Genomic DNA, 19,277 nt, shown 5'->3' on the forward strand with positions numbered 1-19,277 from the left:
CATACGAAGCGGCTACATCAAGGGGGAAACCCCTGCTCGCGGGCCACAAGAACATTGAGGGAGGTTTTCACATGGGCGCCCTGCTGGGGCTTTCTCGCGGCATCGACCGCGTCAATTCGGTCATCGGCCGAAGCGTGAGCTGGCTGATCCTCGTCGCCGTTCTGGTCAGCGCCGGGAACGCGGTCATCCGCAAGGTGCTGAACACCTCGTCCAACGCCTGGCTGGAACTGCAATGGTATCTCTTCGGCGCCGCCTTCCTCGGGGCCGCCGCCTATACGCTCAAGGAAAACGAGCATATTCGCATCGACATCATCTTTGGCCTCTGGAGCCGGCGCCGCCAGCACTGGATCGACCTGATCGGGCATGTCTTCTTCCTGATGCCCTTCGTCACGCTGATGATCTGGTATCTCTACTCCTGGGCGATGCGCTCCTATTACCGGGGCGAGGTCTCGACCAATGCCGGCGGGCTGGTGCTGTGGCCGGCCAAGATGCTGCTGCTGGCCGGCTTCGTCATGCTGTTCTTCCAGGGTATTTCCGAGATCATCAAGAAGATCGCCGTCATGCGCGGCATCATCGAGGATCCGAACCCCTTCGTCTCGGCGCATGAGGCCGCGGCGCTGGAAAGCGAGACCATGGCCCGCGAGATGAAGGCTGCGCTGGAGGAAGACCGGCAGGACGGGGAGTCCCGCAAATGATGGTCTTCATCGCGCAGAACATGGCGCCGATCATGTTCGCCTCGCTGGTGATCTTCCTGCTCTTCGGCTATCCGGTCGCCTTCGCGCTGGCCGCGAACGGGCTGTTGTTCTTCGTCATCGGCGTCGAGCTTGCGCCGCTGTCGGGCGGCAACATCAACCTCAGCTGGCCCTTGCTGAATGCCATGCCGGAACGGTTATGGGGGGTGATGTCGAACGAGACATTGCTGGCCATTCCCTTCTTCACCTTCATGGGCATCGTGCTGGAGAAATCCGGCATGGCCGAGGACCTGCTGGACACCATCGGCCAGCTTTTCGGCCCGATCCGCGGCGGGTTGGCCTATGCGGTGATCATCGTCGGCGCGCTCTTGGCGGCGACGACCGGCGTGGTCGCGGCCTCGGTCATCGCCATGGGGCTGATCTCGCTGCCGATCATGCTGCGCTACGGCTATGACCGGCGCATCGCCTCGGGCACCATCGCCGCCTCGGGGACGCTGGCGCAGATCATCCCGCCCTCGCTGGTGCTGATCGTGCTGGCCGACCAGCTCGGCCGCTCGGTGGGCGACATGTACAAGGGCGCGCTGATCCCCGGCCTGGTGCTGACCGGCATCTACATGCTCTATATCTTCGTGATGTCGATCATCCGGCCGAACAGCCTGCCGGCCCTGCCGAAAGAGGCGCGGACGCTGGGCTCGGGCGTGACATCGCTGCTGATCGCGCTGGCCCTGACGGTGGGCGGGGCCTGGCTGGCCTTCCGCTGGCTCTATCCGACGCATGGGCGGGATGCCGACATCCTGGCGCCGGCGCTGGCGGTGATCGTGATCTATGTGCTGGCGCTGCTGGACCGGGCGCTGAAGATCAACCTGATGTCGCGGCTGGCGCAGCAGGTCATCATCGTGCTCATCCCGCCGCTGGCGCTGATCTTCCTGGTGCTGGGCACGATCTTCCTGGGCATCGCCACGCCGACCGAGGGCGGGGCCATGGGCGCGGTCGGCGCGCTGCTGCTGGCAGGGGTCAAGAACCGGCTCAGCTATGATGTGATCCGCCAGGCGCTGCTGGCGACCACGCGGCTGTCGGCCTTCGTGATGTTCATCCTGATCGGGGCGCGGGTGTTCTCGCTGACCTTCTACGGGGTGAACGGGCATATCTGGGTCGAACACCTGCTGACCTCGCTGCCCGGCGGAGAATACGGCTTCCTGATCGCGGTCTCGGTCCTGGTCTTCCTGCTGGCCTTCTTCCTCGACTTCTTCGAACTGGCCTTCATCATCGTGCCGCTGCTGGCCCCGGCGGCGCAGGCGATGGGCATCGACCTGATCTGGTTCGGCGTGCTCTTGGGCGTGAACATGCAGACCAGCTTCATGCACCCGCCCTTCGGCTTCTCGCTGTTCTTCCTGCGCTCGGTGGCGCCGAAATCGCCCTATCGCGACAAGGTCACCGGCCAGATGATGCAGCCGGTGACCACCGGGCAGATCTATTGGGGCGCGGTGCCCTATGTCTGCATCCAGCTGGTGATGGTGGGCATCGTCATGGCCTTCCCGGGGCTGGTCATGCATTACAAGGGCGCGCCCATCGATACCTCGAATGTCCGCTTCGAGATCCCCTCGGGCGGCGGGCTGGGGGGCTTGGGCGGCCTTGGCGGGCTGGGCGATCCCTTCGGCCAGCCGGCCGCGCCCGGAACTGCGACCCCTGGAACCGCGGAACCCGGGACCGCGGAACCCGGCGGTATTCCGGCCCCGGGCGGGCTGGACGGTCCGCCGGATTTCGGCGCCCCCGCGCCCCCGGCCGAGCCGCAGGACGGAGCGCCGGCCCCGGCGCCCGCCGCGCCCGCCGCTCCCGATGGCGGGCTGGGCGGCCTGTCGGGCCCGCCGCCGGGCCTGACCGCGCCGCAGCAGCCGGCGAACGACTGACGGGAAGGGCGGCCCCAGGGCCGCCTTTTCCTTGGCCTGCGCGCAATTTGGCCTGCGCACAATGGAAAGGGCCGCCGCGATCTTCTCGCGGCGGCCCCGGTCGTTCCGGCAGCGGTTCGGCTCAGAGCGTGCCGTTGCGCTGCTGGATCATCATGAAGGTGTCATAGGTATATTCGGAAGTCTGGTTATAGAGATACCAGTCGCCCCGCGCCACCTTGATCGACTCCCAGATCTTCTTGAAGGGTTCGTTCGAGGCTTCCAGCTCGGCATAGACCTCGTTCGCGGCCTTGTAGCAGGCATCCAGGATCTCGGCGCTGAACGGACGCAGCTGGGCGCCCGAGGCCACCAGCTCCTTCAGGGCGATCGGGTTCAGGTGGTCGTATTTCTGCAGCATGTCGGCATCGACCGCCTGGCAGGCGGTGTGCAGCAGCGACTTGTAGTTCTCGGGCAGCGATTCGTATTTCTCCTTGGCGAAGAAGAAATGCACCGTCGGGCCGCCTTCCCACCAGCCGGGATAGTAGTAATAGGGCGCGACCTTGAAGAAGCCCAGTTTCAGGTCGTCATAGGGCCCGACCCATTCCGAGGCGTCGATGGTGCCCTTTTCCAGCGCCGGATAGATGTCGCCGCCCGCGATCTGCTGCGGCACGGCGCCCAGCCGTTCCAGCACCCGGCCGGCAAAGCCGCCGACCCGGATCTTGAGGCCCCGCAGGTCGGACACCGCGTTGATTTCCTTGCGGAACCAGCCGCCCATCTGCACCCCGGTATTGCCGCCCGGCAGGCCGAAGATGTTATGGTTGGCGAGGAACTCGTTATAAAGGTCGATGCCGCCGCCATGGTATTGCCAGGCGTTCATGGCCCGCGCCGACAGCGCGAAGGGCACCGCCGAACCCAGCGCGAAGGTCGGGTCCTTGCCCCAGCTGTAATAGCCGACCGTGTGGCAGGCCTCGACCGTGCCGTCGGTGACGGCGTCCTGGGCCTGCAGGCCGGGGACGATCTCGCCGCCCGCAAAGACCTGGATCTGGAACTTGCCGCCGGTGGCCTCGGACAGGTATTTCGACAGCACCTCGGCGCCGCCATAGATGGTGTCCAGCGATTTCGGGAAGGCCGAGGTCAGGCGCCATTTCACCTCCGGCATTTCCTGCGCGATGGCGGGCGCGGCCAGAGCGGCCCCGGCGACCGCCGTGGCGCCGCCGACCGTGGCGCGGGTCAGGAAGGCACGCCGGCCAAGCTGGTTGGATTCTTTCATGGGTTCCTCCGCGTTGATCGGCCTTCTCCTGGCGGCCGATATGCAGGGGAATGTTGCACGCGGCCGATACCCTGTCGAGACGCCCCGGCCGGATTTTTTGCCCGATCCGGGGCCCGCCGCCGGTTGCCGCAGCGTCAGCCCGGGCCGCGCCGGGGATCGCCGATCTTGTGGCCGCATCATCGGACTACCCAAGCGATTTGGGCTTGCCTATACTGGCGGGGGTCCGGGACTTTGGGGGAACAAGGGATGCGCTGTCCTTTCTGTGGAAATGTCGATACGCAGGTCAAGGATTCGCGTCCGGCCGAGGATAACGTGGCCATTCGCCGCCGCCGCTTCTGCCCGGCCTGCGGCGGCCGCTTCACCACCTATGAGCGGGTGCAGCTGCGCGATCTGGTCGTGGTCAAGTCCAGCGGCCGGCGCGAGGATTTCGACCGCACCAAGCTGGAGCGTTCGATCCGCATCGCCATGCAGAAGCGCCCGATCGAGCCCGAGCGCATCGACCAGATGATCTCGGGCATCGTGCGCCGGCTGGAAAGCATGGGCGACACCGACATCCCCTCGAAGGTCATCGGCGAGATCGTGATGGAGACGCTGGCCCGGATCGACACCGTGGCCTATGTGCGTTTCGCCAGCGTCTACAAGAATTTCCAGGCGGCGGACGATTTCGACAAGTTCGTCTCGGAGCTGCGCCCCCACGCGGTCGAGGAGTGAGCGACCGGCGCCACATGCGCCACGCGCTGGCGCTGGCGCGGCGCGGCCTTGGCAATGTCTGGCCCAATCCGGCGGTGGGCTGCGTGCTGGTCCGCGGCGGCGCGGTGGTCGGGCGCGGCTGGACCCAGCCGGGCGGAAGGCCCCATGCCGAGGCGATGGCGCTGGCCCAGGCGGGCGCGGCGGCGCGCGGCGCCACCGCCTATGTCACGCTGGAGCCCTGTGCCCATCACGGCAAGACCCCGCCCTGCGCCGAGGCGCTGGTGGGTTCGGGGGTCGCCCGCGTCGTCACCGCCCTGACCGATCCCGACCCGCGCGTGGCCGGTCGCGGCCATGCCATCCTGCGCGCCGCCGGGATCGAGGTGGCCGAGGGTGTCTGCGAGGCCGTGGCGCGCGAGGTGCAGCGCGGCTTCCTGAGCCGCGTGCAGCGCGGCCGGCCGATGCTGACGCTGAAGCTGGCGGCCAGCTTCGACGGCCGCATCGCCACCGCCTCGGGTGAAAGCCAGTGGATCACCGGGGCGCAGGCCCGCCGCCACGTCCATGCGCTGCGCCTTGGCCATGACGCGGTGATGGTCGGCGGCGAGACTGCGCGCGCCGACCGGCCGGGGCTGAACGTGCGCGGCTTCGGCCCGGTGCGGCAGCCGGTGCGCATCGTGGTCTCGGCGCGTGGCTTGCCCGATCTGCCCGCCGAGGGGCCGGAGCATGGCCCGCTGTGGCAGGTCGCGGGCGACCCCGAGAGCTTCATGGCCGACCTTGGCGCGCGCGGGTTGACCCGGGTGCTGTGCGAAGGGGGCGGGGTGCTGGCGGCAAGCCTCTTGCGGGCGGGCATGGTCGATCAGCTGATCGGCTACAGCGCCGGCATCGTGCTCGGCGGCGACGGCCGGGCCGGGATCGGCGCGCTGGAACTGGCGCATCTGGCCGAGGCGCCGCGCTTTCGGCTGGTCGAGACGCGGCGGATCGGCCCCGACCTCATGCATCGCTGGCTGCGCGATGAAGCGGGGGACGGTTGATCACGAGCAGGCTGCTGAAAAAGGATTTTAAGAGGGCGGCGCGGCGGAAATCGTTCTAGATCCAGCGAAGATCGGCCTGAAAAATGAGGCGTTTTTGACCGATTTAAGGCGGATTTCCCGGTTCCTCGCCCGCGTTGTCCCTGTCGCACGACTTTTTCAGCAGCCTGCCAGGGCGTGGTCTAGCGCCGCCAGAGCCAGGCGTAGCTGCTGAGCGCGCCCTGTGCCTTGGCCAGCCAGCGCAGCCCCGGGCCGCCCGCGGCCAAGCCGGGATCGCCCAGCCGTTCCACGGCGATCTCGGGCGGGCAGGGCAGGCCGCTGACCGGGTCGAAATAGCGCGGATAGGCGATCAGGGCGCAATGGATCAGCACCGCCAGATCGGCCCGCACCTGCCGCCGCGCCGGAATCGGACCCAGGTCGCGGGTCAGCCCCCAGCCGGCATAGAAGGGCGCGCCCAGCGTGGTTACGGGCAAGCCGCGCAGCAGCGCCTCGAACCCCAGGGTCGAGGTCATGGTCCAGACCTCGTCGACCTGGCCCATCAGCGCATCGGCGGCAGCGTTGCGGGCCACGACATCTGCCAGCCGGCGCATCTCGGCCTCGGGGATCAGGCCGGGGCGCAGGCCGGCCTCGACATCGGGATGCGGCTTGTAGATCAGCACCGCATCCGGGTTCTCGACCCGGACGCGCTGCAGCAGGGCCAGGTTGGTGCGCACTTCGCCGGCGCCGAGGCGGATCGAGGCGTCGTCCTCGACCTGGCCCGGCACCAGGATGCGATGCCCTGCCGGCAGCTCGGGCATCCGGCCGCCAAGGTTGTATTTGGTGATGCCGGATTCGACCAGCCGGCGGGCCAGATGCAGCGCCCGATCACGCCCGCCGGGGGGCAGGGGCCCGGTCATCAGCCGCTCGAAGCGGCTTTCGCGGCCGGGGTCGTAATAGATCCCCAGGTCGTCGGCGACCAGCGACAGCGGCGGCACCAGCGCGGCGCCGAGCCCGCGCGAGCGCAGGAAGCCGTCCTCGACCCGCAGCGCGCCGGGGGTCTCCTCCGCGCGGCCGGCCCAGGCCAGGGTCACCTTGGGCCCGGGTTTCGCGGTGAAGCGCAGGCCCCGGCCGCTGCCGAAGAACCGCGCCATGAACGGGCGTTTCCACAGCCGGATGCCATAGGCCAGGTGCCCGGCATGGTCCTGGCACCAGGCGCGGGCCTCGGCCTCGATCTGGCGCAGCGCGCCCTCGAAATCGGTGAGCCGGTCGCGGCAGGGATCATACCAGACCGGCGCCAGCAGGTGGCTGGCCGCGAAGAGCTGTTCGATGCTGGCCGGGCGGCGGCGGGGCATGGGATGCTGGTCGTCGCTGAGCCCCCAGCCGGCATAGAAGGGCCGCCCGAAGACGCGGGGCCGGTGCCCGGCCAGCATCGCCTCGTAGCCCAGCTGCGAGGACAGCGCATAGACCCGCGCCGCACCCGCGAGCAGCGCCCAGGGCGAGAGGGCGCTGTCGCAGAAGAGCTCGCCCGGGCGCAGGTCCTCTGCGGTGAAATGGCCCGGACGCAGGCCACGCGCCGTCTCGGGGTGGCTGCGGATCACCAGCGGCAGGCCGGGATTCTCGTCGCGGGCCGCGGCCAGCATGTCCAGGAAGTCGGCCCGGGTGGCGCCCAGCAGCGAGGCGTCGCCCCGGGTCTGGTCGATGACCAGCACATAGCCGGGGGCGGGCGGTTCCAACCCCGGCAGATGGGCATTGTATTTCGACAGATCCGCGGCGATCAGCCGGGCGATACCCTGCCGGGCGGCGTCCAGATGCGCCCGGCTTTGCGGCGCATGCACCAGGCTTTCGATCAGCGAGGGCGCCTCGGGGTCGAAATGCAGCCCGACCGGGTCGATCAGCAGGCCGATGGGGCCGCGCCGCGCCACCGGCCCGCGCGCCCGCCCCGGCAGGACCGAGCGCAGGAAGGCGTCCTCGACCCGCACAAGCCGCGCGCCGCGCCGGGCGGCAAGCGCCTTGCCGCGCCAGGCGGTCGAGCTGTCGCCCCAGATGCCGACATGATCGTCGCGACCCGGCAGGCCGATGCGCGGCGACCAGCCGGCCAGTTGCAGGATGCGGCGCAGGCGCGGGCGGGTCAGGAACCCGGCATTGCATATGAAAAGCCGCCGGGAATCCCCGGCGGCCCTGTCCTTCGGCAGCATGTGCTTACTCGAAGGCGCTGTTGGCGGTACCGACCTCGGCGGCGGTGCCCAGGATCGACTGCAGCGTCTTGCGCCACTGCACGAAGGGCGCCTCGGTCACATAGACGGTATCGCCGTCGCGGATGACGAAATCGCGCGCCAGGAACATGCCGTCGGGCTTGGTCAGGTCCAGCACATAGGCGACGCGCTGGGTGCCGTGGACGTCGTTGCGGCCCAGCACGGCGCGCGCCACGCCCTGCGGCTCGTCGCGCAGCACGAAGACGCCCTTCGGATCGGCCAGCGAGGTGCTGAGGCCGCCGACCATCGCCACCGCCTCGATGGCGTTGATCTGCTCGTTGCCCAGTGGCACCTTGGTCTGGCCCCCAAGCGCGCCAAGCGCGGTAAAGCTGCGCTCGTCCTCCTCGACCAGGATGACGTCGCCGGGGCGCAGCGCGATGTCGTTGCGCGCGTTGGAGTAGAGGTCGCGCAGCCAGACCTTGCCGCTGGCATTGCCGCGCTTGACGGTCACCACGGCGATCTCGGGCTCGATCGAGACGCCGCCGGCCTTGGACAGCATGGCCGAAAGCGTGCGGGTCGGGCGTTCGATCGGATAGACCCCCTGGGCGGTCACCTTGCCCATGACCGAGACGGTCGCGCCGTCGCCCGCGACGCGGGTGACCATGACCTGCGGGTCGGGGGTCTGGGTTTCCAGCTTCTGGGTGATGATGCGGCGCAGCTCCTCGGGGCTGTTGCCCGCCGCCAGAACCCGGCCGGCATAGGGCACGAAGATATAGCCCTGGCTGTCCACCTGCAGCTGGGTGAGCTGGGTCGAGCTGGAGCCCATCGAAGCCAGCAGCCCGTCATCGACGTTTTCCCAGATCGACAGGCCCAGCACGTCGCCGGGACGGATTTCGTCGGCGCCCACGGCGGAGGCCGAGCGGAAATCGGCCGAGAAACCGTAGGCGGGCGTGTAATTCGCCGCCCGGTTCACCCGGTCGTCGACATGGACGATATGCGAACTGCCGCCCTTTTCCACCGCGCCCGACATGATCTCGTTCTTGGTGGGACCGGAACGCGGCAGGCCGCAGGCCGAGACCAGAAGCATCGCCCCGACAAGCGCCGCCTGGGTCAGGCGTGCGGCGAGCGAGCGCGCGCGAAAAGGCGCCGCACCGGTGCCAAGGGGCGAAAAACTAACGTGCGTCAAACTGTTACTCCTGTCCTCTCGCGCGATTCCCGGATCGCAGGTCGTATTTTTCCGGCACGTTACCGCAGCGTCTCCGGGTTTTCCATATTTTTGCCCCGCTCAATCGTCTCGCGTGCCCATCTGTTGCCGATATTTGCCGCGTCCGGCGAAAAGCGCCTGATAGGGGTCCTCGGGCGCCAGCATCATGTCCACGACGATCCGCAGCGCATGCGCGCGCGAATGCGAGGCGTAGAAACCGCCCGGCACCTGGCTGCTTTCCAGCAGGAAGTCGCGATAGCGCCGATAGGCCAGCGCATGCGGCGGGCGCGGATCGTGCAGGAATTCCGCCAGGCTCTGGTCCGAGACCAGACCCGGCTTGTCGAAGACCGCGCTGCCCATGGCCTTGACCGGCAGGCCGCGCCACAGCGCCTGCTGGGCGGCGGTCGAGTTCACCGTCACCGCCGCGCGCGCCTGGTTCATCAGCCGCGCCAGCTTGCCGCCGCGCACGAAATGCACCCGCTGTTCGATCCCCAGCGCCCGGGCCTTTTCCAGGATGGCCTGGCGGATCCCGCCGCGCCCGTCCTCGAGCGGGTGGGCCTTGAAGACGATGCGATGGTGGCAGGGCGCCGAGCGGGCGAATTCGGTCAGCACCTCGTCGGTGAACTCGGCCATGCGGGAATAGGGCGAATGGGCGACGAAGTTCGAATCGTGTTCCAGCTGCATCAGCACCAGCACATAGGGAAAGCCGCCGCGGCGCACCGCGCCGGCCTCGCGCATCCGCGCCAGCGCGTCGAAGGGCGTCAGCAGGAAGCGGCGCAGGTTCAGCCGGAATTCCTGGAACACGCCGATCTGGCGATGGGTGCGATAGCCCGGATAGCGCCGGTTCGCCACCAGCACCATGAAGTGGTAGAGCGCGCCATAGAACTTGTGCTGGCGCATGTCGCCCCAGCGTGCCGGCGGGCGATTCATCTCGCCGACGCGGTTGCGCAGCGCGTTGCGCATCTCGCGCAGGGGGATGCGCATCAGCGCCGAATGGCCGTTCGAGCCGCCGCGCTCATAGGTGATCCAGAACGGGCGCAGATAGCCCTCTTCGAAGACATGCAGCACCAGGTCGTGGCGCTGCGCCGCCTCGCGCGCCGCGGCATGGACGGGGCGCACGTCGCCGTAAAGCACGATGTCGGTCACGCCCTTCTCGGCGATGATGCGGTCCAGATGCGCCGGCCAGTCGGCGGGCCCGCCGGCATGGCGGATGAAACGCGCCTTGTCGGACCAGAAGAATTCGTCCCCGGCGTTGAATCCCACCCGCCAGACCTGCGCCCCGGTGTCGCGCAGCAGCCGCCCGACCCGGTCGAAGAACGGGCCGTGCGGGCCCTGCAGCATCAGGAACACCCTTTTCTCGGCCGGCAGGGCCGCCGTCGCGGCCACGGCGGCAAGCGGCCGGCCGGCGGGCGCGGGCGGTCTGGCGGCCTGCGGCGCGGGTTTCGGCGGGGTGGCACGCAGCTGGCGTGATCCTGTCGTCATGGCATTCGGCATCGGAGCCCTGGAATCTGGTTCATGCAGGAATTGGGCTTTTCGCTACAGGCGGGGCCCGGCCACCGGGGTCATGCCTCCTCTGATTGCACCAAAAACCCGCCTCTGTCACGGCCTTTCCCGATTCTCGCTTAACCGGCGTTAACACCTGTTGCGGCTTTGCTTGAAGATCGCGCCCCAAGGCTCTAGTTCTCGGGCAGCACGAAGGAAGGGGGCGTCCATGTTTACCGGCATCATCACCGATATCGGCGAGGTTTCCCGCGTCGAGATGCGCGGCGACATGCGGGCGCGGATCTCGTGCCATTACGAGATGGCGGGGGTGGACCTGGGCGCCTCGATCGCCTGCGACGGCATCTGCCTGACCGTGGTCGAGAAGGGCGCCGACTGGTTCGACGTGGATATCTCGGCCGAGACCATCTCGAAGACCAATATCGGCGCGAACGGCTGGGCGCCGGGCCGGCGGCTGAACCTTGAGCGCGCGCTGCGCGTCGGCGACGAGCTGGGCGGTCATATCGTCTCGGGCCATGTCGACGGCGTGGCGGTGATCGAGGAGATGCGCGACGAGGGCGACAGCACCCGCATCACCTTCCGCGCGCCCGAGGCGCTGGCGCGCTTCATCGCGCCCAAGGGCTCGGTGGCGCTGAACGGCACCTCGCTGACGGTGAACGAGGTCGCGGGCAGCCGCTTCGGCGTGAACGTCATCCCGCACACCCAGGCGGCGACCACCTGGGGCGAGGTGCGGGTCGGCGACGAGGTGAACCTGGAGATCGACACGCTGGCGCGCTATGTCGCGCGGCTGGCCGAGGCGGGCTGATGGCGGGCATCGGCCATAATCGCGGCCCCGGCCTCGACCCCGCACCGGGGCGCGGCTTTCGCGCCCATGCCTGGGCGGTGGCGCGTCGCGAGCTGCTGGGTGCCCGGCTGCCGGTCGAGGTGGTGCGGATGCAGGTGCGCCGGGCCAGGCAGCTGGGGCTGGACTACAAGACCTATGCCGGGGTGCGGGCGGCGACCGGGCGGGACCTGGTCGCCTTTCTTTATTCGACGAACGCGCTGGGGGTGTTCCGCGACGGCCAGCCGGTCGGCGCCGCCGAGCGCCGGCGCATCGCGCAAAGCGCGGCCGCGCCGCATCTGGGCTGCGCGCCGGGGCTTGCGCCGGATGCGCTCGCGGTGCAGATCGGGGCGGTCTCGGCCGGGCACCTGCCGCCCTTCGGCGACAGCTGGTCGGCGGTCCGGGACAGGATGAAAAGCTGGCTGCGGGCGCAGGGCCTGCCCGGCGACGCGGTGCTGATGATCGGCGAGACCGACCATGAGCGGGAAATGATGACGGCGGGCGGTCTGGCGGGTTTCGTCACCGGCCAGAGGTTCTTTGCAGGAGCGGCGGATGCAATATGAAAAGCCGGGACCGGTCGAGCGCGACTGGTCCGACGCGATCTCTCCCATCGAGGAGATCATCAACGAGGCCCGCAACGGCCGCATGTTCATCCTGGTCGATCACGAGGACCGCGAGAACGAGGGCGACCTGGTCATCCCCGCGCAGATGGCCACGCCCGATGCGATCAACTTCATGGCCACGCATGGCCGCGGCCTGATCTGCCTGGCCATGCCGGCGGCGCGCATCGACGCGCTGGGGCTGCAACTGATGAGTCCCAAGAACTCCAGCCGGCACGAGACCGCCTTCACCATGTCGATCGAGGCGCGCGAGGGCGTGACCACCGGCATCTCGGCCCATGACCGCGCCCATACCGTGGCGGTGGCCATCGACCCGACCAAGGGGCCGGCCGATATCGCGACGCCGGGCCATGTCTTTCCGCTGCGCGCCCGCGACGGCGGCGTGCTGGTCCGCGCCGGCCATACCGAGGCGGCGGTGGACGTGGCGCGGCTGGCGGGGCTGAACCCCTCGGGGGTGATCTGCGAGATCATGAACGAGGACGGCACCATGGCCCGGCTGCCGGACCTGATCGCCTTCGCGCAGAAGCATGGCCTGAAGATCGGCACCATCAGCGACCTGATCGCCTATCGCCGCCGCCATGACAACCTGATCGCCGAACGCGGCCAGCGCGCGGTGCATTCCCTGCATGGCGGCGACTGGATGATGCGCATCTTCGCCGACGAGACCACGGGCGCCGAGCATATCGTGCTGACCAAGGGCGACCTGACCGCGCCCGGCCCGGTGACGGTGCGCATGCACGTGCTGGATCCGCTGCACGACGTGCTGGGCATCGGGCGCGAGAATGCCGGCACCCTGGACGCGGCCATGCGCATCATCGCCGAAGAGGGCCGGGGCGTGGTGGTGCTGTTCCGCGACCTCGAACCGCGCCTGCCGCGCCAGGGCGAGGTCTCGTCGCATGTGCTGCGGCAATACGGGCTGGGGGCGCAGATCCTTTCGGCGCTGGGTCTGTCGGAACTGGTGCTGCTGACCAATTCGGCGCCGGTCAAGGTGGTCGGGCTTGACGCCTACGGGCTTTCGATCCATTCCACCCGTTCGATTCCCAAAGAGTGACCCCATGGCCGCCAGCATCGAACATTACCAATTGCCGCTGCCCCGGATCGAGGGCGGCGCGCGCCTGCTGATCGTGGTGGCGCCCTATTACCGCCAGATCGCCGACGGGCTGATCGCCGGCGCGCGCGCCGTGGCGGAAGCCGCCGGCGCCGCGGTCGATCTGGTCGAGGTGCCCGGCGCGCTGGAAATCCCCAGCGCCATCGCCCTGGCCGCCGGCCGCAATCTCTATGACGGCTATGTGGCGCTGGGTTGCGTGATCCGGGGCGAGACGACGCATTACGACACGGTCTGCAACGACAGCTCGCGCGGGCTGACGCTGCTGGGCCTGCAGGGACATTGCATCGGCAACGGCATCCTGACGGTCGAGAACGTCGAGCAGGCCGAGGTCCGCGCCGATCCGCTGGGCCAGAACAAGGGCGGCGGCGCGGCGGCTGCGGCGCTGCACCTCATCGCGCTCAAGCGGGGCTGGGCGGCGCAGTCGCCGCGCGGCGATGCCGCGCCTCCGCGCGACGTGATCAAGCTGGCCGGCGAAATCGACGGGCCGGGCAGCGCATGAGCGGGGCGGGCGACAAGACGCGCCGCGAGGGCGACCGGCAGGCACGGCAGGCCCGCGCCGCCGCCGCGCGGCTTTACGCGGTGCAGGCGCTGTTCCAGATGGAGGCTGCCGGCCTCTCCGCCGACCGGGTGCAGCGCGAATTCCTGAACTGGCGCATCGGCCGCGAGGACGAGGACGAGGACATGGTCTCGGCCGAGGCGGATCAGGCGCTGTTCACCCGAATCGTCGACGATGCCGTCACCTGGCAGTCGCGCATCGACCAGATGACCGACCGGGCGCTGGTGGCGAAATGGCCGATCAACCGCATCGACCCGGTGCTGCGCTCGGTCTTCCGCGCCGCCGGGGCCGAGCTGGTGACGCCCGGGACCCCGCCCAAGGTGGTGATCACCGAATATGTCCGCCTGGCCCAGTCCTTCTTCGCCGAAGGGCGCGAGTCGAAATTCGTCAATGCCGTGCTGGACCACATGGCCCGCGAGGCCCGGCCCGAGGCTTTCTGAAGCGCCGCGCGCGGGGGGCGGGGCATTCTGACGCGGCCGGCGTTTTCCCTTCGGCAGCCGGGGCATTCGCGCTAGAATGCGGGGACTCGTCCGCAGCCCGGGGAAGGACATGCCGCAACTGGTCCGGCTCTATCTGGTCAGCATCGCCGTCGGCCTCGCGCTGGCGCTGGTCTTCACCGCGCTGCTGCTGGCGCTGGACGTGGCCACGCTGCGGCATCTGGTGACCGCGACGCGCGGCGGCTGGATCGCGGTGCTGATGCTGGTCTTCTTCCACACCATCCTGTTTTCCGGCGTGCAGTTCGGCATCCGCGTCATGCTGATGGCGCGCCGGGACGGCCCGCGCGGGGGGCTGAGGCAGAAGATTCGCCGCCCGCGGGCGCCCGCCTTGGCCCCGGTCGCGGCGCCCCGGCGCTGACGGTCCGGCACCGCGCGCATTTTTGCCGCGCCACTGTGGGTCTTTCGCAACAATTTTACCTTGCCGGAGGCGCTTCAGAACTGCCCTTTTTTCAGGCAGGCGGTTTTCGTCATCCTTGTGTTTCGCGCCCGTCATTTTTCGTGAGCCTTGTGGTGTCCTATTACCAAATGACCGGGCAGGAGAAATTTTCACGCAACCTGAAGGAGAGATGGTTCCATCACTTTTTGCCGTGGTCCATTTTCCGCCGAGCCGCCGGTTCCGAAGAAACTTCACGTTTTTGAGAGTCCGGCCCCTCTTTTGCGGGGCTCTTTATCGTCCTGCGGCGGGGTTCTACCTCTGACCCAGCAGAGATGCTCGTGGCTTCGGGAAAGCCGGCGCCACGGACACGAAACGGTTCGGAAAAGGACTGACCAAGATGAAGACGCTTGCTTACCTCGCCGGTGCCACGGCGCTTGCCGCCGCCTTCTCGGCCCCCGCTTTCGCGCAGCCGGAGATCGCCACGGGCGCCAACGCGACCGGCATTTCGGATGTCAATGAACAGATGAGGGACGTCGAAGAGGCGGTCCGTGACGATTTCGACCGCTCGTCGGACGCCTATCGCTTCGGCAATCCCGAGCGTCGGGACGGCCTCTACGGTTCGGTGGCGCTGAGCTATGTCGGCCGCACCGGCAACAGTGAAAACCAGGACTTCAGCCTGGCCGGCCGCCTGTCGCACAACCAGGGCCCGTTCTCGCAGTCGGTGGGTATCCTGCTTGAATACGGCGAGAACAACGCCGGCGACACGGATACCGAGAAGACCTATGTCATCTATGAAGGCATGTACAGCTTCAACGACCGCTTCTATGCCTTCGCCCTCGGCCGCCTGGCGACCGATGCGCTGGCCAACGATCCGGTCAGCCTGGCCACCGATCAGGACTTCAGCGATCTGGACGGCCGGCTGAAGCGGGACGCCTATTTCGGCGTCGGTCCGGGTTATCGCATCATCAACAACGACACCACCGCCTGGCGCGTGCAGGCCGCCATCGGCGTGCGCTACACCAAGGCTGTGGACGTCCTGTCGGTGGATCCGACCGACCCGCTTACCGGCACCTATGAATACGACACGAACACCGAGACCGGCTACCTGCTGTCCTCGCGGTTCTACCACCGTATCAACGACAATTTCTTCATCACCAACGATACGGACTACCTGACCTCGGACAGCAACGACACGGCCACCAACGAACTGGGCCTGAACTTCAAGATGTCCGAAGCCTTCGCGACCCGCGTGTCCTACAAGACCGAATATGTCTCGGATCGCGCGATCCGCACCGACAACACGCTGGGCGTGTCGCTGGTCTACGGCTTCTGATCCGGAAGCCAACCCTCCTCTCTCTCACGGGCGGCCTTCGGGCCGCCCTTTTTTGTCGCCGGCAGCAGCGGGCACGGTGCGGGGAAGGGTGCGCTTCCTCACGGGCAGGGGATCAGGCGGGGGAAAGAAGGCGGCGGGAACCGCAGCGACCGTGGCGGCGCAGGTTTCCCCGAAAGCCTGGATGTCCAGGTGGGAACCGGATAACGGGACCAGGGCCCCGACAGAGCCAGCCCCCTCGGTGAAGTTATAGGCCAGTGAGAAAAATGGCCGCGCACGAGAAGAGCAGAAACCCGCCAGCCCCCTAGATAGGGCGGCGGCCCGCCTGCCGCAAGGGCGGGATGGGCTTGCAAGATGTTTCCGTTTCGTTCATGTTCGGGACATGAAGCGTGTCGCCGATCTGCCCCCCGACCTGCCCGACGATCTGCTGCCCGCCCTGCCGGGCCAGCGGTTGGCGCGCGGCGTGGCGCGGCTGCTCACCGGGCTTGGCCATGCGGCGCTGCCGGAATTCGTGCCGGCGGGCGGGTTGCGGGTCGATGTGATCTCCGTCTCGCCCCGGGGCGAGATCTGGGTGGTCGAATGCAAGAGCTGCCGGGCCGATTTCGTCTCGGACCGCAAATGGCAGGGCTATCTGGAGTTCTGCGACCGCTTCTTCTGGGCGGTGGACGCCGATTTCCCCGAGGATCTGCTGCCCGAGGGCTCGGGCCTGATCCGCGCCGATCCCTGGGGGGCCGAGCTGATCCGCATGGGCCCCGAATCGCGGCTGGCCGGCGCAAGGCGCGCGCGGCTTCTGCGCGACATCGCCCGGGTCTCGACGGCGCGGCTTCTGGCGCTGACCGATCCGATGGGGATCAGCGGCGCGGCTTCCTGACGCCCTTGCCCGGCTTGGCGGGTCCGCCGATGCTGCGGGCGGCCTCGGCAGCGGCCAGCAGTTCCTCGGCGATTTCCTCGGCTTCCTCGGGGTCGAAATCCAGCGGCAGGTCGATATTCTCGCCCTCGACATATATCCTGACCATGCCGCGGTCGGTGGGACCGATCTGCAGATTGGCGGCGATATCGCTTTGGCTGTTGATGCTCATGGGACTCTCCTGGCGCCTGGCCCTTGGATCTGGGGATTTTCCTTAACCCGCATGCGAAAAACCGGCAAGACGGGCTTGCGCAGGCGGCGGGCTGGGGCTAGATACCCGCCTGTGCCGCCTTAGCTCAGTTGGTTAGAGCGCTAGATTGTGGATCTAGAGGTCCCCCGTTCGAGCCGGGGAGGCGGTACCACCGCAATCACCCATCTGTCAGGCATTTCCCGTTGCCATCCGGCTGCGATATCCGCGCCGCCGCCCCCCTGACCGGGCCCGCTCGGCACGACCGGGTGCGGGAGAAGGATTTTCTCTGTCCGCCGCCGAAAAAACACGTCTTATCTTGTCGTGTTTTTAGGCCGGCCATGCTACCGTGGCCTTGAGCTATTCGGAGGATTTCCCGATGCGGCAGAAATGTCCCGGTTTCAGGATCATCGGTCCCGAGGGCTGCCCGGTCGCGCAACGTGCGGCGCTGGCGCTGGTCCTGCGGGGGCAAAGGATCAACTGGCTCGTCGGAGCGCGGGCTCGGCTGGTGGTCGAGCAGGCGAACGGCGTGGTGATGGCGATCGAGGACGGGCTCGCCATGATCGAGCTGATCGAGGATCTTCATCCCGACCGGCGCCTGCATCCCGCCAATCCCGAGCTGCGCGCCAGCCACCGCGAGATCATGGGCGGTGCCTTGCGCGCGCAAGGCGCCCTTGCGGCGGTGATCGCGGCGCGGAACCTGCGCGATCTGGACATTGCGGTGCATGACCTGCGCAACCGGCTGGCGCGGATCGAACATGCGCTGCCGGACGGCGACCCGAACCCGCCGCTGGCCAACCTGGACGTCGCGCTGCTGCCGCTGCTGTGGCGCATCGCCCTGCTGGACCTGCGCCACGACACCCATCTGGCCGACGGCATGCCGCGCTGCAACCGGCGCCTTGCCGCCGCGCTGCGCCATCCGGCGGTGCGGCAGGTCCTGGACCGCGGCGCGGGGCGGCGCTTCCTGGAAGAGGTGGCCCGGCGCGGCGCGGTCCTGGCCCTCGACGATCCGGGCAGCGAATGGGAGCGGCATTTCGAACCCGCCAGGGGCAGCGCAACGGACGGCGCCCTGCTGTTCCTGCGGCCGGGTGCCGGGGCCGGTCCGGTGATGACCCGCAACATGGGATAGGCCGGACCGCTGCGGGCTTGGCCGGCACTGCCATTGCCTGCCATAGCGCCCGCCTTGCGATGCAAGGACCGGAGGCGGTCAACGGTAAAGGGTGCGGCCCATGGCTTCGGCCGAACTGCCGGCAAGGTTCTGGAACGGGCGGCGCGGCTGTCCGTGGCGCCGAGGGACTGGCGGAACAAGTAAGAAAGCGATGTGAGAGCGGCTTCCAAGAGACAATCCGGAAGTCAAGAAAACCCTTGGCAAGGGCGGCCGACAGATCGGAGCGGCAATCAAGCGCGCCGGGCGCTGAAACTGCAACGGGCGGACCCGAGGGCCCGCCCGATCAGAGGGGTTAACCACACCGCCGTCTGACCACGATGGGCATATTGCCGAGAGCTTGCCATGCGGCAACCTGCCGTCTTGGTTAGCATCGGCAATTGAATCGAGCGATCTGCAGCGCCCTGCTGCGGGACAGCAAAGGGCCACGGATTTCTCCGTGGCCCCGCGGCAGCTCTGCGCGCCGATCAGCAGGCCAGCGGGCGATGGTGCTCGATGTGACGGACCGTCAGCTTCCGGGCCTTGCGGCCCGAAGGCAACGGTCGTGCGGGCTGCGGCACGAACTCCTTTTCGCGAAGCTCGGGGAACAGGGTGAAGATCTCCTCCCGCGCCGCCTGGCCCACCGACTGAAGCGCCTGCGCCCCGGTATAGAGCGATTCGGTCGGCGCGCCGTTCGATGTCACCACCTCGTGCCGGTCGAAAAGCAGATGGAAATATTCGACCTCGTGCAGGTCCTCGGCGACATCGACGCCCTCGATCTGCAAAAGCTGCTTGGCCGCGACCAGCACCTCGGTGGCACCGAACATCTTCAGGGCCACTTTCGACCGGACAAGAACCCGGTGCTGGGGCGACACCAGAAGGTCCGAGGACGGGGTTTCCGTCCCCAAGGCACCGGCCTTGATGCGGATGGGCAACAGCTTCGGCGTCGCCTTCAGCGCCGAGGCGCCGAGTTTCACCGACCCGATCCAGCGGAGGGGCTGATGGCCGTTATCCAGCGTCTGAACCAGATCTCCCACCTTGAGACTTTCGATCGGCCGCGAGCCATCGGCGCATTCGATCAAGGTGCCGCGACCGAAACAGACGATGTCCGTTTCAAATATGTCGGCGTTGAAGCCGATGGTGGCTACGGTGTTGTCGATCGGCGTGGCCGACAAGACCTCGACCTTTGAGAATCGCGTGATGCTGTCCCAATCGTTCACGGTGCTCGCCGATGGGCGAAAGAACATATCACCGTTGCTCATCTGAATGAGGACGCCGTTCTGCTGCACCACGGAAG

General features: G+C 68.1%; 19 protein-coding genes and 1 tRNA gene. 14 read left to right on the forward strand and 6 right to left on the reverse strand.

What is annotated here, in order from left to right; genetic code table 11:
* Positions 1-71 precede the first annotated feature (71 nt).
* Entirely contained in the window at positions 72-695 is a 624-nt protein-coding gene (locus LOS78_RS13090; RefSeq protein WP_230377010.1) for a TRAP transporter small permease subunit, read from the forward strand.
* On the forward strand, positions 692-2,599 hold the full coding sequence (locus LOS78_RS13095; RefSeq protein ID WP_230377012.1) for a TRAP transporter large permease subunit: 1,908 nt from the start codon (positions 692-694) through the stop codon (positions 2,597-2,599). The genes LOS78_RS13090 and LOS78_RS13095 overlap by 4 nt, the downstream gene beginning before the upstream one ends.
* A gap of 121 nt (positions 2,600-2,720) precedes the next feature.
* Here the strand turns inward: LOS78_RS13095 and LOS78_RS13100 are convergent, their stop codons facing one another.
* The gene (locus LOS78_RS13100; RefSeq protein ID WP_230377014.1) at positions 2,721-3,845 is read right to left on the reverse strand and encodes a TRAP transporter substrate-binding protein; all 1,125 of its coding nucleotides are present in this window, start codon (positions 3,843-3,845) and stop codon (positions 2,721-2,723) included.
* A gap of 246 nt (positions 3,846-4,091) precedes the next feature.
* On the opposite strand from LOS78_RS13100, the gene nrdR reads away from it, so the two are divergent.
* Together nrdR and ribD are read left to right on the forward strand one after the other, a co-directional pair.
* The gene (gene nrdR / locus LOS78_RS13105; RefSeq protein ID WP_028712088.1) at positions 4,092-4,556 is read left to right on the forward strand and encodes a transcriptional regulator NrdR; all 465 of its coding nucleotides are present in this window, start codon (positions 4,092-4,094) and stop codon (positions 4,554-4,556) included.
* A gap of 14 nt (positions 4,557-4,570) precedes the next feature.
* Positions 4,571-5,563, forward strand: a complete 993-nt coding sequence (ribD, locus tag LOS78_RS13110; protein WP_230378518.1) for a bifunctional diaminohydroxyphosphoribosylaminopyrimidine deaminase/5-amino-6-(5-phosphoribosylamino)uracil reductase RibD — start codon at positions 4,571-4,573, stop codon at positions 5,561-5,563.
* Between the two features lie 179 nt (positions 5,564-5,742).
* Here the strand turns inward: ribD and LOS78_RS13115 are convergent, their stop codons facing one another.
* From LOS78_RS13115 to LOS78_RS13125, 3 genes are all read right to left on the reverse strand, one after another.
* On the reverse strand, positions 5,743-7,734 hold the full coding sequence (locus LOS78_RS13115; protein ID WP_028712086.1) for a capsular polysaccharide biosynthesis protein: 1,992 nt from the start codon (positions 7,732-7,734) through the stop codon (positions 5,743-5,745).
* A 4-nt stretch (positions 7,735-7,738) separates the two neighbouring features.
* Positions 7,739-8,917 carry a polysaccharide biosynthesis/export family protein gene (locus tag LOS78_RS13120; RefSeq protein ID WP_198019315.1) on the reverse strand — a complete coding sequence of 393 codons (1,179 nt, stop codon included), beginning with the start codon at positions 8,915-8,917 and terminating at the stop codon, positions 7,739-7,741.
* Between the two features lie 99 nt (positions 8,918-9,016).
* Entirely contained in the window at positions 9,017-10,417 is a 1,401-nt protein-coding gene (locus tag LOS78_RS13125) for a capsule biosynthesis protein (protein ID WP_371255989.1), read from the reverse strand.
* Positions 10,418-10,646: 229 nt separating this feature from the next.
* Here LOS78_RS13125 and LOS78_RS13130 point away from each other — a divergent pair, with 229 nt between their 5' ends.
* The 8 genes from LOS78_RS13130 to LOS78_RS13165 all read left to right on the forward strand — a co-directional run bounded on the left by LOS78_RS13130 (position 10,647) and on the right by LOS78_RS13165 (position 16,613).
* The gene (locus LOS78_RS13130) at positions 10,647-11,240 is read left to right on the forward strand and encodes a riboflavin synthase (protein WP_028712083.1); all 594 of its coding nucleotides are present in this window, start codon (positions 10,647-10,649) and stop codon (positions 11,238-11,240) included.
* Positions 11,240-11,818: a hypothetical protein gene (locus tag LOS78_RS13135; protein WP_230377016.1), complete on the forward strand. Its 579-nt coding sequence runs from the start codon at positions 11,240-11,242 to the stop codon at positions 11,816-11,818. The genes LOS78_RS13130 and LOS78_RS13135 overlap by 1 nt, the downstream gene beginning before the upstream one ends.
* Positions 11,808-12,926 carry a 3,4-dihydroxy-2-butanone-4-phosphate synthase gene (gene ribB / locus LOS78_RS13140; RefSeq protein WP_230377017.1) on the forward strand — a complete coding sequence of 373 codons (1,119 nt, stop codon included), beginning with the start codon at positions 11,808-11,810 and terminating at the stop codon, positions 12,924-12,926. Before LOS78_RS13135 ends, ribB begins: the two co-directional genes overlap by 11 nt.
* A 4-nt stretch (positions 12,927-12,930) precedes the next feature.
* Positions 12,931-13,482 (forward strand): 6,7-dimethyl-8-ribityllumazine synthase, encoded by a 552-nt coding sequence (locus LOS78_RS13145; protein ID WP_230377018.1) that lies wholly within the window; start codon positions 12,931-12,933, stop codon positions 13,480-13,482.
* The gene (nusB, locus tag LOS78_RS13150; protein ID WP_028712079.1) at positions 13,479-13,979 is read left to right on the forward strand and encodes a transcription antitermination factor NusB; all 501 of its coding nucleotides are present in this window, start codon (positions 13,479-13,481) and stop codon (positions 13,977-13,979) included. Before LOS78_RS13145 ends, nusB begins: the two co-directional genes overlap by 4 nt.
* A gap of 109 nt (positions 13,980-14,088) precedes the next feature.
* Positions 14,089-14,394 carry a hypothetical protein gene (locus tag LOS78_RS13155; RefSeq protein WP_230377020.1) on the forward strand — a complete coding sequence of 102 codons (306 nt, stop codon included), beginning with the start codon at positions 14,089-14,091 and terminating at the stop codon, positions 14,392-14,394.
* A gap of 415 nt (positions 14,395-14,809) precedes the next feature.
* Positions 14,810-15,745, forward strand: coding sequence for a YdiY family protein (locus tag LOS78_RS13160; protein WP_028712077.1), 936 nt, complete (start codon positions 14,810-14,812; stop codon positions 15,743-15,745).
* Positions 15,746-16,124: 379 nt separating this feature from the next.
* Positions 16,125-16,613, forward strand: coding sequence for an MmcB family DNA repair protein (locus LOS78_RS13165; protein WP_230377021.1), 489 nt, complete (start codon positions 16,125-16,127; stop codon positions 16,611-16,613).
* Here LOS78_RS13165 and LOS78_RS13170 read toward each other — a convergent pair.
* Entirely contained in the window at positions 16,594-16,821 is a 228-nt protein-coding gene (locus LOS78_RS13170; RefSeq protein ID WP_028712075.1) for a DUF6324 family protein, read from the reverse strand. The genes LOS78_RS13165 and LOS78_RS13170 overlap by 20 nt on opposite strands.
* A gap of 113 nt (positions 16,822-16,934) precedes the next feature.
* Here LOS78_RS13170 and LOS78_RS13175 point away from each other — a divergent pair.
* Positions 16,935-17,011: transfer RNA gene (locus tag LOS78_RS13175), tRNA-His, on the forward strand.
* 204 nt (positions 17,012-17,215) lie between these two features.
* Complete coding sequence (locus LOS78_RS13180) at positions 17,216-17,965, forward strand: hypothetical protein (protein ID WP_230377022.1); 750 nt, start codon at positions 17,216-17,218, stop codon at positions 17,963-17,965.
* Between the two features lie 503 nt (positions 17,966-18,468).
* Here the strand turns inward: LOS78_RS13180 and LOS78_RS13185 are convergent.
* A complete protein-coding gene (locus LOS78_RS13185) occupies positions 18,469-19,272 on the reverse strand; it encodes a Hint domain-containing protein (RefSeq protein WP_230377023.1) in 804 nt (267 codons plus the stop codon).
* Positions 19,273-19,277: the final 5 nt, after the last annotated feature.

The organism is Paracoccus sp. MA, assembly GCF_020990385.1.
Classification (GTDB): Bacteria; Pseudomonadota; Alphaproteobacteria; order Rhodobacterales; family Rhodobacteraceae; genus Paracoccus.